We start from the raw sequence: 12,560 nt of genomic DNA on the forward strand, positions 1-12,560 counted from the left end.
AGCAGTGTGCGTAGCCATCGGAGCGCCCGCTCCAGACGCGTCTTCCGCCTGACGTTTATGGCCTGCTGCTATTGCCGTCCTGACATATGCATGGAATGCCTGCTACCTGCCGGGCTGTCTTCAATTGTTCATTAATTGTTCATTTTGCCCGGCCTTTTGAAGACCTTTCAGCTATGCCAAAGGAGGTAAGGATGAAGAGCTTGGATTATTCGTTGGAAACGCCCACCTACTCGGAGCAGAAACCTTTTTATTTGGGGATATTGATCGTCTGTGCCTTTCTGGCCATTTCTCTTTTTTTCAGACTGCATGATTTTGAGAAAGTAACAGGCTCCCAGAACCTGGAAGCTAGCTACCATGTCTTGATCACATTAAATGCTCTCAACGAATCTGACGTAGCACGTCATTGGTATCTGCCTACGATTTCGCTAGGCGAAGAAAAGGACAAACACATTGCCTGGGGCGCAACTATCCCTACGCGAACAGGTGATTACGTCTATACCAGCTTTACACCCTATGGATTCCTGGCGCCCTACTTTGCATTGAAAGTGTCTGGCCAGCCTATCTCCTTGGAAAGCTTGGCCTTTTTCAACTTTGTCTTGGGCTCCGTTATCACCTTGTTGCTGTTTACTTTTTTATTCAAGGTCCTGCGTTTCAATGGGTTAAACGCCTGGTCAGCCGTCTCCGGTGCGTTATTAGGGAGTGCTATCGGTATCTTCAGCCGCGAGGCTTTGCTTTCCCATGGTGTGATTTATTGGGTACAAAGCTTCTACCAGTTAATCCTGCTGTCCTCCCTTTTTGTCTTGTTCAAATACTGCTCAACCACAGGTGCGCAAAGCCGCCAGCGCTATGCCTGGGCGCTGTGTGTTCTGGCCTTTTTGGGCGCGCTCACCGAATGGACGGGTTACTTCTTTAATTTCGGGCTTTTCTGCATCCTGTGGGTCAACACCCTGAAGATTGATGGCTCCCGATGGCTATCAAAGAAGATCTGCATAGCCACCATCCTGGCTGGCGTCATTACCATTTTGCATTACAGCCTTGCTGCGGGCTTGCTGCCTACGCTCAAAGCCTTCGCCAGACGCTTTCTGGCCCGTAGTGCCGGTGCTGGCAGCTTGTCTGACCTGCTACATGCCTATCTGCTTTCTTACGGCTACTTCATCGCAGCCCTGGTGATAACAGGAGCAGCGCTCATCTGGCTGAGGAAAAGTCAGAAAGCACCGAACAGAGCGCTATCAATCACGTTAGTTGTACTCATCGCGGCCAGCGTACCGCTACTGGAAAACCTGGTCATGCTTCAGCATGCCACGCAATTTTCATTCGATCGCTTGAAGTTCATCTTTCCTGCAGCCCTGCTACTTGGATTATCCCTGCTTTACTTCAGGACTAAAGGCAGAGCAGTACTTGCTGGGCTGATCGCTCTGGCAGCAATACAAGGCTGCATGACCTACAAGAAAGACATTGCGACCTATGCCGCATGGCCCTTGATCGATCAACAAAACAAGCAGCTGGCGTCGCTGGTCGAGCAGGAGCTGGATATAAAATGCGCTGTGTTATCTACCGATATGAGCGTTCGCGGCTATACAAATCTGCTCTTCCATCGCGGTGTTTATGAGCTGCGCCCACAGCCAGTGGACTTTCAAAGAGATCCCAGCAATTGCGGTGGAGTCTATCTGGAAGGCAAGGACTTTCAGGTCGACCTGCCCGAATATACCAAGGCAACTGTTGTTGAGAGAGGTAACCGGGTTGTGACCTTTGTAAAAGACCAGGGCCAATGGCGGCGTCTGGATACTGCACTTAGCAGAAAAGGTTAACCACACTTCCAGGCGGCCGGATCGCCTCAAGGCCGCCTGGAGGCAGCGTTATCCATTCTTTGGTACTTCGCCTTCCTTGACGCCTGTACTGCGCGTTTCTCCTGGTACGGGCACGCTTAACCAGTCATTGATTTTACGAATATCGGCATCAGCTAGATCACCACGCCAGCGAAGCAAAACGAGCTGGTTAGTAATAAAGTCATACTGCGCTTTTAAGTAGTCTCGCCGGGAGGAGTATTCTTGCTGCACAGCATTCAGAACGTCTACAGCAGTTGCAACCCCTAGCGACAAGGATCGCTCATTAGCCTCTCGGGACTTGATAGCTGAATCCAGGGCACGGTGAGAAGAAGCAATCTTGCTTAGATTAGAAGCGCTCTTCATATAGGCCGTACGTGTCTCTTTGATGACCTGTCTGCGAATGGATTCGTAATCCTGCTCTGCAGCATCTCTGGAGCCATATAGTCCCTCTACTCGGGCACGCGTAGAGCCGCCGCTATAAATAGGTATCTGTAGAGAGATATTGGCGGAATAGGTATCAGTGCGTGGGGAGGGAACATTTTCATAAGCAAAGTCACTACGCTGTGCGCCAAGACCAAAGCTAAGCGTAGGCAAATGCCCCGCACGGGCCTCTTCGATAGCATAGTTACTAGCATCTACAGCCCTCTGCTTGGCCTTTAAAGCAGGATTATTAGTTAGTGCAGCGTTTACCCATGAAGCTTCGTCGCTAGAAGGCATCTCAAAGCGAGCATTGCTGTCAATTCGCTTGAAGGGTTGATAAACGTCGCGCCCAACCAATTCAGCAAGGGACTCTCGAGTGACCTGAATTTGATTTTTGGCCTCTATTTCGGCTGTTTTCAAACTATCAACGCGAGCAGAAATTTGAAGCACATCCGTAATAGTAGCCAGTTGTCGATCAAATAGCGCCTTAGCCCGATCAAGGTTTCGCTGTGTCGTTTTCCGTTCAGCAATAGCCAGCTCTAACTCATCTTCAGCAGCCAACGCAGCAAAATAACGTTGCACCAAATCAACGGCAGACTGAATCTTGACGTCGTCGTACTGTGAACGATATTGCTCCGTAAGTTCAGAATATTTCTTGAAGCTTCTCCAGGCCGCAGGATTATAGATAGCCTGGCTTAGGCTCAGAGTATAGGTCTCTCCGCTAAACGCTTCGTTATCGGGACGAGGCCCTTGTAAGCCCTGCTCAACACGCCGAACCTTACTATAAGCACTGTTAGCACTCAGTTGCGGCAGCATTTGACCCAAGGCAGCGCGTTGCTCTCCCGCTCCGCTACGAATCTGCGCCTCTGCACTCAAAATACGAGGATCAGAAAGACGTGACTGTAGGTATAACTGCCATAAATCCATTGCGGCCTCTGTCTCCAAACGACTTTGAGCCATAGCAGCAGAAGAAATATAAGCAAACAAACTTAAAAGAATAATGGCATAGCGCATGGCTTATTCCTCGATCATAGAGCGAGCCATGGCATTTTGTGCAGGCTTAAGTAAGTAATTAAGAAAAGTACGAGAGCCAGTATTGATCAATACTTCTGCCGGCATGCCTGGCACTAGCTCACGAGAACCTAGCTCAGACTGTCCTTTGTCTGTTAATGCGACACGCCCCAGGTAATATGGCTCTCCGGTTTTCTCATTCACCAGCCGGTCAGCGGAAACGTAGACAAGGACGCCTTCCAAGATAGGCGTCGTAGCATTTTTAAAGGCACTAAAACGTACTTCTGCTTTTTTACCTATCTCAATGCGGTTAATGTCATTAGGCTGAATTTGCACCTCAACGATAAGATCATCGCCAGCCGGGACGATATCCAGTAAATGAGTGCCTGGGGAAATTACACCTCCCACCGTATGTACAGAAAGACCCATGATCATGCCGTTAACAGGAGCCCTGACAAGTAAGCGATTAACCATGTCCTGTATTGCGCCTAGACGCTCCCGTAACTCATAAATACGTGACTGTGTTTCTGCTAACTTACCTGCCACATCGGATTTGAATTTCTGCTTAAGCTGCAGGATTTGCAGCTTATTTTCCCCTATTTGAACGCGTGCACGGGCAGCAGCAGACTGCTGATCAACAATTTCTGCCTGCAAGCGCGACTGATTACGTTCCTGATCGCGCAATCTTTCATTACTGACAAAACCCTCTTTAAGCAGAGCATTAAGATCCTTGATCTCATTGTCATAAGACTTAGAAAGCTGCAGCTTGCTTTGGATAACCGCATTGAATCCACGTATCTGCTGCTCAAGCTCTGCACTTTTGCTTTTTAAAACCTCCACCTCCCCTAGTCGGGTATTTCTTTGAGCCACGAAAATATGCCTTTCACTATTACGAGCCTCCCGTATACGTATGTCCTCCTCAGGAAAGTCGACGCTGCCAAACACTATTTCATCCTTGTCATCGCGCTCGGCGATCAAACGAGCCTCCAAAGCTTGGGCCGCTACGAGTTGGCTACGTGCTGCCTCTAGTTGGGCACGGGCCTGTGTGTCATCTAATGCCAGAAGAAGATCACCCTCTTTCACCCTGTCACCATCGTGCACGTACAGCTCTTTAACGATTCCTCCTTCCAGATGCTGTACCGTCTTGCGGTAGCTTTTTACAGCCACATAGCCTGAAGCCAAGGCAGCACTGTCAAGAGGCGCTAGGCTTGCCCAGAGCCCACCTACCCCAAATACAACAATCAAAATCAGGTAGCCTAAGCGGCGCAAAGAAGTGTCCGAAACCTTGAGTTCTTGGCTCCCAAGGTCTAACGATTGCGTATTCATTAGCGATAGCCCTCCGAACGCCCTACTTTGGATGGCATACGTGGGGCCCAAGAAGTGTTAACGGTTGAGGTAGAAGCAGAGGTAGCGTCTGGACGCTTACCCTGTGCTGATGCCTGTAATTGCATCAAAACTTGATCACGCGGCCCAACTGCGACCACTTGCCCTTCGCTCATTACTACAAGGGTATCTACGTACGCAAGAATGCCCGGACGATGGGAGATAATAAACAAGGTAGCCCCTGTTGCTTTGATCTTCATCAGCGCTTCCCCCAGAGCTTTTTCGCCATGCTCATCAAGGTTGGAGTTAGGCTCATCCAGAACAATAAGACGTGGCTTACCATAGACTGCTCGCGCCAATCCTATGCGCTGACGCTGACCGCCAGATAAAGAGCCATTAGCTCCAATTACTGTGTCATAGCCCTGAGGTAGGCGAAGAATCATTTCATGGACGCCTGCCAGCTGCGCGGCCTCAACTACAGCTGCAGGGTCAATCACACCAAAGCGGGCAATGTTCTCACTTATGCTTCCATCAAAGAGTTCGATATCTTGCGGTAAATAGCCTAGATAGGGACCTAGCTCTTCACGCCGCCAAGTTAGAATGTCAGCCCCATCAAGGCGAACCTTGCCATTCTGGGCAGGCCAGATACCTAATAGGGCCCGGGCCAAAGAAGATTTGCCTGCTGCGCTCGCCCCTAAGATGCCAACTGAAGCTCCTGAGGCAACGCTAAAAGACACACCTTTTAAAGATGGTTGAAAAGCACCAGGGGGTGCGAGTACCACCTGTTCCAACGAAACCTGGCCTTTAGGGGCAGGTAATGCCATACGCTCGGGCTCAGTTTGTACGATATAAAGCAGCTCATTCAAACGCAGGTATTGATCTCTAGCAGTAACAAATCCTTTCCAACTGCCAATCAGCATATCGATAGGCGCCAGAGCGCGCCCTAATAACAAGGAACCTGCAGTCATGAGACCTGGAGTAATTTGGTGATCAATCACCAAATATGCACCTACTCCTAAAATAGCTGACTGAAGCAGCATACGGAGTGTCTTGGAGGCATTGCTAAATGCACCACCATGCTCGCTAGCAGTAGCTTGCAAAGCCAGTACTGTATTGTTTTTCTTTCTCCAAAGGGAAAACAGATTAGGAAGCATCCCCATAGAAGCCACTACTTCCGCATTACGTAGGCTCTTGCTGGTAAAGCTTGTAGCGCTAATATTTTCTCTGTTGGCGTCTGCCAAAGGCTTGCTGGTAAGCCTTTCATTAATGATTGCCAATACAAGCAATACAGCAGCTCCCAGTACAGCCAGCCAGCCATACCAAGGATGGAAGAAGAACATCACGCCGACATAAATGGGTAACCAAGGCGCATCAAAAAAAGCAAACAAGCCGTTGCTGGTCAAAAACTGACGAAGCCCCGTCAGATCATTCAAAGGCTGTGCCGAAGCCTTGGCACCACCACTATACAAAGCCTGTTTAAAACTAGCGTCATACAGCCGTTCATTGAGCATCAAATCCAAACGCGTCGATACTCTGACCAAAATCCGCGAGCGAACCCACTCTAGCGCCCCATAAGTCGCCATTAGCAGAATCATAATAAGCGAGAGCATGCTTAGCGTCATAATGCTGCTGCTAGTAAGCACCCGATCGTAGACCTGCAGCATGTAGAAAGAAGGCACTAGCAGCAGCAGATTGATGAAAAGGCTAAAAAAACCAACCGTCAAAAAACTGCCTTTGCAGACAATTAATACGCGCTGAAGATCAGTTAGGGGCTTGGACTGCATCAGTTACACCAACAAGAAGACATGGAATAAGTTGATATTGCTATGAAAGACAGCCAAAAAAATGGCACACGCATATCTCAGCAATAAACAAGCCAGTTATTGTTTCTCTTAACGATAGAGCAAAACTCCCTTAGCTCTATTACTTCGTATCAACCTCAAGCTCTGTTAAGTGCAGCCGATAAACTATCCGGCTTTTTATTCCCTGACTACATTTGGGAAAAATCTGAATGATCCAAAATGTTTTATAGCCCATTAGAGAGAGCCGGCATCACTAATAGACTAACCAAACGGTCTTATTGGATGGACGAGCGTAGTATTAACTTCTTCGTCTTACGATAAGCCGCACGTATCATATTTAATATTTTTCACCCAACTGGTCGAGTAGTAATGATCGAGATAACTTCTAGAATCTCCCCTTACAAAGCTGTCTGCTATATAGAGAGCTATTTTGCTGATGGGTATATAAGTCGAGCCTCAGGCAGCGTAGTTGGCTCTAATGATGTACTGACCGCGATGCATACTGTTTACGACAGTGCTCATGGCGGATGGGCTTCCCAAGTCATGGTAACTCCTGGCGCTTTTGTCAATGACAGTACTTATAGCTTTTCAGCACCTTTTGGCACTTATTCAGCGAGTAACTGGATTGGCTATACAAGTAGCCAGGATCCTGAAGGTGACCATAGACTTACCTTAGAAGAAGCCAGCGTAGACTTAGCCATCATTGGTCTAAATGTAAATTTAGGCTCTCTAACAGGAATACTTGATACATCATTTACAAGCATTAACAACTTCCAAGGCACAGTGCTGGGGTATCCCGCCCAAGGTACAGGTCTTATGGAAGACACTGGAAGTGCATCATCTATCTATAACTCGCTATATGGTCTGGATGTCTATCGACTGAATGTTGCACTAGGTGCGGGAGCCTCTGGTGGCCCCTTACTAGACTATAGCGGTGGCGGATCACCTGTTATTCGTGGAGTACTCTCAACTGGCAGTGACTATTTTTCAAATTATGCAGGCCTTTCTGGAGCGCTTAAACAAAATTGGTATAACCAAACCTCCGCCTCTAATGACATTTATCTCTCCGAAAATGCGTATCGTCCTATTGGACAAGGCATAACAAGCGGAAGCGAGCATAGTGATCTGTTTTACGAATTAAATCTTTCATTTGACAACAATGGAATAAGCGAAGTATACGGCTACAATGGCGGAGATATTATTAAACTGGGTCTAGATTCAAGTTATTACCAGTATTACATGGATAGAACCGATCCTAACGCAGTCATCCTGTTTAACACTTACAATGAAACCTTTATTTCTCTACACGATATAAACGCTCTTGTTTACCAAGATAAAACTGTTTATGTGCTAACTGAAGAACAGGCAAAGATAGCTCGCCTCTATACCGTATTTGATCGAGCACCTGACTATGACGGCCTAAATAATTGGCTGACAAGTTATGCACATGGCACATCGTTTAATACAATCGCCAATAGCTTTTCTCAGTCGCAGGAGTTTGCGCTTCGCTATAATGCAGTCGATAACTTAGGCTTTGCAGGCCAACTTTATAGTATAATCCTGGGTCGCCAAGGTGACGACGCAGGCATTGCCAATTGGACCAATGCGCTTAACAACGGTTTAACCCGTGGTGACGCGATGATTCAATTTACTAATTCGGCTGAAAACAAAGCTATTACAGAAGGGCCTTCGGGCTTCATTAATATAGTGGGTAACAATGCTTGGGCAGACACCGATAGCGTCATACAAAAAGGCTATGCCCTTGGAACATCATACGCTGACCACCTATACGAAAGCTCAATCGTCCTAAACGACCAAAACTTTAGCGACATCCGTACATCTAGAGGCGGAGATGTTTTCCATCTAAACGGAGTTTCAACTGACTACCTACGTCAAGTCGATAACTCAGACTCTAGCGTCCTGCATTTAACCAATAACACTACAAATGCAACTTTTAATCTTAATGATATAAACATGCTTAGTTTCAAAGATAAGGATGTTTATGTGCTAAGTGAAGAGCAGGCGCAAATAGCTCGTTTGTATACTGTATTTGATCGTACACCTGACTATAATGGTTTACAAAACTGGCTGAACGCTAGCTCACATGGCATGTCATTTAATACAATCGCCAACAGCTTTTCTCAATCGCAGGAATTTGCCCTCCGATATAATGCTGTAGACAATTATGGCTTTGCCAATCAGTTATACAACATTATTTTAGGCCGACAGGGTGATACTGCAGGACTTGCAACCTGGACGAATGCACTTGATCATGGAATGACCCGTGGTGATGCGATGATCCAGTTCACTAATTCTACTGAAAATCACTTGATTACGGAAGGAAGCGCAGGGTTTATACAAATAGTTGGACAAAGCGAGTGGGTATAAAATACGCCTAATCGACAGGACTATCCCTCCTGGGGATAGTCCTGTTAGTAAGACGACTAGTTATCAATATGTATATATTACAGATATATCTTACTACCTGTAATATAGATCAATGACTTATTCGATCGCTCCTCTTAGACGTCCCCGCTGGCGCACCCTCGCCTTACTGGCCCTACTTCTTGGCCCATTACTTTGGCCGTTGCACTACATAGCGCAGCGGTATTACAGCGGACAGTTGGCTGAGCAGAATCGGCAAACACTTGATCTCTATGTGGCAAACCTATTAGGTACGCTGCGGCGCTATGAGGTCTTACCGGATCTGCTGGGTGATATGCCAGCGCTTCGTGCCTCGCTGCATGAGCCAATCGATGCAGGTGTGCAAAAGTCAGCCAATCAACTGCTGGAAAGGATTCGGCAGCGTACTGGGGCAGACGTGATTTACCTGATGCGAGCCGATGGATACTGCCAAGCCACCTCGAACTGGAATGAGTCGGATAGCTTTGTTGGACGTGATTTTTCCTTTCGCCCCTATTATCAGGAAGCTATGCAAAACAAGTCCGGTCGTTTTTTTGGGCTTGGGACCACCTCAGGTAAACGAGGCTATTACTTTGCAGCTCCAGTACATGATGGAGGAAAAGTCATCGGCGTGGTCGTGGTCAAGGTAGACCTAGATGGACCAGAAAAGCTATGGGGCCGGACGCCTGAACAACTTTTAGTTACCGATAGCTTTGGGGTAGTGATTCTGACCTCTCGCAATGAGTGGCGCTTCCGGGCCAGCCGCCCGCTCAATGATCAACAGCGTGAAATCATTGCGCGTAACCTCCCCTACCCCAGAGGCTCACTTGAGCCACTGGAAATCAGCGATAACCAATGGTTAATCCAGCAACGCTTTCTGGACGAAATTGGCTGGACAGCGCAAATCCTAGCCCCTCGTGACTTGCTTGAACGTCAGGTACGTAGCGTCCTCTACATTGGTGGCGCTACGCTTCTTGCCTTACTTCTCCTATTGGCCGTCATGACGTTAAGACGCCGGCATTATCTTGAGCGAATCGCGCTAGATGCTCGTGCCAAGCGCGATCTGGAACTAAATGTACAAGAGCGCACCCAGGACCTTCAGACACTGAACCAACGCTTGCAGCAGGAGGTACATGATCGTGAACAAGCTCAGCGCGAGCTTATGCGAGCACAAGATGAAGTCGTTCAGGCTGGAAAGCTTTCAGCTTTAGGTACCATGTCAGCCAGTATTAGCCATGAATTAAACCAGCCGCTAGCAGCCATTCGCAGTTATGCCGAAAACGCAGCGGTACTGTTGGATCATGGTCGCGTTGATGACGCCCGGAGTAATTTAAGGCTTATTGGCGAGCTGACGACGCGTATGGCTAATATCATCTCTCATCTCAAGGCATACGCACGTGGTGCACGACGAGCACCAGAAAGCGTGGCACTACAAGCAGCGCTGGAAGACGCATTAGCATTACTGGCTGCACGTCGACGCGCGATGAATGTGGAACTGATTCGAGATCTACCTGATGCTCCGCTGTGGGTGCAGGCTGGCGAAACGCGGCTGCGTCAAATCATAAATAATCTCCTCACTAATGCTTTAGATGCGCTAATTGAAAAAGGGCCGCCCCGCCGACTTTGGCTAATTGCTAATCAAGATGAGAAAGGCGTAACACTGATTATTCGCGACAATGGCCCTGGCTTTTCAGCCGAGGCCCTAGCAAGAGCCCACGAGCCGTTCTTTACGACGAAGGCAACGACTCAAGGGCTTGGATTGGGCCTAGCCATCTGCGACACCCTCTTACGCGCGCTGGGTGGGCACCTGCATTTGTCCAACCATGTGGAAGGCGGCGCGGAAATACGACTGTTCCTTCTGCATGGCAAACCTGGCGTAGCATCAGTTCCACAAGAGGAAGTACGTGGCTGATTGCCCGGTTTATGCAAAACTTATAGAGACGCGAGCCTCTTATTCGCGTCTAACAGAAATCAGGTTTTAAGCTATCCATGAATTCCCCTTTGCCCTTCGATACTAATAGCCAAGTGCTTTTAATCGATGATGACCCGCACCTTCGTCAGGCTTTAAGTCAGACATTGGACTTGGCAGGCCTCAAGGTTATAGCACTAGCAGATGCGCGTATGCTTGATATGGCGTCTGCGCGCGACTGGCCAGGAGTCGTTGTCAGTGATATTCGTATGCCTGGTATCGATGGCATTGAGCTACTGGGGCAATTACATACCCAGGATGCTGAGCTACCAGTGGTATTGATTACAGGCCATGGAGACGTTCCTTTGGCTGTTCAGGCCATGCGTGCTGGAGCCTACGACTTTTTGGAAAAGCCTTTTGCTAACGACGCTCTGCTCGACAGCGTGCGCCGCGCGCTTGAGGTTCGCCGCCTTGTTTTGGAAAACCGTAGCCTTCGATTGGCACTAGCCGAACGCAAAGAGCTACAAACACGACTGATCGGCCAAGCCCCCAGCATGGGCCGCCTACGCGACCAAATCGGAGCGTTGGCGTCTACCTATGCAGATGTGCTTATCGTAGGGGAAACGGGTGCTGGTAAAGAAGTAGTGGCGCGGGCATTACATGATCTTTCTGCACGCAAAGATGGCCCTTTTGTCGCTATCAATGCTGGTGCACTGGCTGAGTCGGTTGTCGAAAGCGAACTTTTTGGCCACGAGCAGGGAGCATTCACTGGTGCGCAGAAGCGGCGTATCGGAAAGTTCGAATATGCTAACGGTGGAACTGTATTTCTAGATGAAATAGAAAGCATGAGCCTGGATATTCAGGTCAAGCTATTACGGTTACTCCAAGAGCGTGTTGTCGAACGGCTTGGTTCTAACCAGCAGATTCCATTAGATATTCGAGTAATAGCGGCCACTAAAGAAGATCTAAGGCAAGCAGCGGATCAAGGTCGCTTTCGGGCAGATCTCTATTATCGGTTAAACGTCGCCAGCCTAAGAATTCCGCCCCTTCGCGAGCGAAGTGAAGACATCCTCACGCTTTTTCACCACTTCGCAGAAGCAGCGGCAGCTCGGCATCATCTCTCATTACGAGAATTAGACGGTTTACAACGTACTGCACTCATAGCCCACCGCTGGCCAGGTAACGTTAGAGAGTTACAAAATGCAGCTGAGCGCTTTGCGCTTGGGCTAGAGTTAGCATTGGATAACAATGATACTCATACACCTACAACATCTAATCATGTCGTAGAAATTCCAGGCTTGGGTAGCAACCTAAGTGAGCAAGTCGAATCATTCGAGCGAGTACTAATTACACAGGAGCTAAGCCGGCCACATAACTCGCTTCGTAGCGTAGCAGAAGCTCTGGGACTCCCACGTAAAACGCTCTCAGATAAGTTGAAAAAGCATGGCTTAAATTTCAATGGCGTAACCAATGAGGATACAGAGCAAGGCTCATAATGTGCTCATTAAACCAATAGGTTCAGTATTTCTATTTGAAAAGGGGGAAGTGTTATCAACACTTCCCCCTTTTTTACCTACTGTTATATAGGTAAGAAGCAGTCTACGGTGGAAAAACCTTGGCCTACGCCCTTTTTATGCGCCCAAAAGCAAAACCCCCGGGCCATTGAGCCTGGGGGTTTTGGGTATAGGTGCTTGACGATGAAAAGGGATCAGGTGGTTCCAACGCTCTATGATCGTCAAGCAATTCAGGTGGGGAATCGGTATTTAGTCGCTTCCCCGAATTGGGTATGTGATCTGGTTTTGCGGTTCAACAAGCTTTCGGCTGTGTCTACCAAACAACAGATTGTTTGGGTGTTATATGGTCAAG

7 protein-coding genes are annotated in these 12,560 nt (G+C 48.2%); 4 read left to right on the forward strand and 3 right to left on the reverse strand.

What is annotated here, in order from left to right; genetic code table 11:
* Nucleotides 1-191 precede the first annotated feature (191 nt).
* Nucleotides 192-1,808, forward strand: coding sequence for a hypothetical protein (locus IEX86_RS18105; RefSeq protein ID WP_188867536.1), 1,617 nt, complete (start codon nucleotides 192-194; stop codon nucleotides 1,806-1,808).
* Nucleotides 1,809-1,856: 48 nt separating this feature from the next.
* Here the strand turns inward: IEX86_RS18105 and IEX86_RS18110 are convergent, their stop codons facing one another.
* From IEX86_RS18110 to IEX86_RS18120, 3 genes are read right to left on the reverse strand one after another with little or no spacing between them, the layout of a single operon-like run.
* On the reverse strand, nucleotides 1,857-3,260 hold the full coding sequence (locus IEX86_RS18110; protein WP_188867537.1) for a TolC family outer membrane protein: 1,404 nt from the start codon (nucleotides 3,258-3,260) through the stop codon (nucleotides 1,857-1,859).
* 3 nt (nucleotides 3,261-3,263) lie between these two features.
* Nucleotides 3,264-4,583: an HlyD family type I secretion periplasmic adaptor subunit gene (locus tag IEX86_RS18115; RefSeq protein ID WP_188867538.1), complete on the reverse strand. Its 1,320-nt coding sequence runs from the start codon at nucleotides 4,581-4,583 to the stop codon at nucleotides 3,264-3,266.
* Nucleotides 4,583-6,364 (reverse strand): type I secretion system permease/ATPase, encoded by a 1,782-nt coding sequence (locus tag IEX86_RS18120; protein ID WP_188867539.1) that lies wholly within the window; start codon nucleotides 6,362-6,364, stop codon nucleotides 4,583-4,585. Before IEX86_RS18120 ends, IEX86_RS18115 begins: the two co-directional genes overlap by 1 nt.
* Nucleotides 6,365-6,751: 387 nt before the next feature.
* On the opposite strand from IEX86_RS18120, the gene IEX86_RS18125 reads away from it, so the two are divergent.
* From IEX86_RS18125 to IEX86_RS18135, 3 genes are all read left to right on the forward strand, one after another.
* Nucleotides 6,752-8,770: a DUF4214 domain-containing protein gene (locus tag IEX86_RS18125; RefSeq protein WP_188867540.1), complete on the forward strand. Its 2,019-nt coding sequence runs from the start codon at nucleotides 6,752-6,754 to the stop codon at nucleotides 8,768-8,770.
* Between the two features lie 112 nt (nucleotides 8,771-8,882).
* Entirely contained in the window at nucleotides 8,883-10,697 is a 1,815-nt protein-coding gene (locus IEX86_RS18130) for a sensor histidine kinase (protein ID WP_188867541.1), read from the forward strand.
* A 77-nt stretch (nucleotides 10,698-10,774) separates the two neighbouring features.
* Nucleotides 10,775-12,190 carry a sigma-54-dependent transcriptional regulator gene (locus IEX86_RS18135; RefSeq protein ID WP_188867542.1) on the forward strand — a complete coding sequence of 472 codons (1,416 nt, stop codon included), beginning with the start codon at nucleotides 10,775-10,777 and terminating at the stop codon, nucleotides 12,188-12,190.
* The last annotated feature ends 370 nt before the right edge of the window (nucleotides 12,191-12,560 follow it).

Origin of the sequence: Pseudomonas asuensis, from assembly GCF_014646755.1 — a bacterium.
GTDB classification, from domain to species: Bacteria; Pseudomonadota; Gammaproteobacteria; order Pseudomonadales; family Pseudomonadaceae; genus Chryseomonas; species Chryseomonas asuensis.

What these genes read in the sequence shown, in the direction of transcription:
- IEX86_RS18135 (WP_188867542.1), top strand. Translation starts at nt 10,775, where the DNA reads ATGAATTCCCCTTTGCCCTTCGATACTAATAGCCAAGTGCTTTTAATC.
- IEX86_RS18110 (WP_188867537.1), bottom strand. Translation starts at nt 3,260, where the DNA reads ATGCGCTATGCCATTATTCTTTTAAGTTTGTTTGCTTATATTTCTTCT.
- IEX86_RS18105 (WP_188867536.1), top strand. Translation starts at nt 192, where the DNA reads ATGAAGAGCTTGGATTATTCGTTGGAAACGCCCACCTACTCGGAGCAG.
- IEX86_RS18125 (WP_188867540.1), top strand. Translation starts at nt 6,752, where the DNA reads ATGATCGAGATAACTTCTAGAATCTCCCCTTACAAAGCTGTCTGCTAT.
- IEX86_RS18130 (WP_188867541.1), top strand. Translation starts at nt 8,883, where the DNA reads ATGACTTATTCGATCGCTCCTCTTAGACGTCCCCGCTGGCGCACCCTC.
- IEX86_RS18115 (WP_188867538.1), bottom strand. Translation starts at nt 4,583, where the DNA reads ATGAATACGCAATCGTTAGACCTTGGGAGCCAAGAACTCAAGGTTTCG.
- IEX86_RS18120 (WP_188867539.1), bottom strand. Translation starts at nt 6,364, where the DNA reads ATGCAGTCCAAGCCCCTAACTGATCTTCAGCGCGTATTAATTGTCTGC.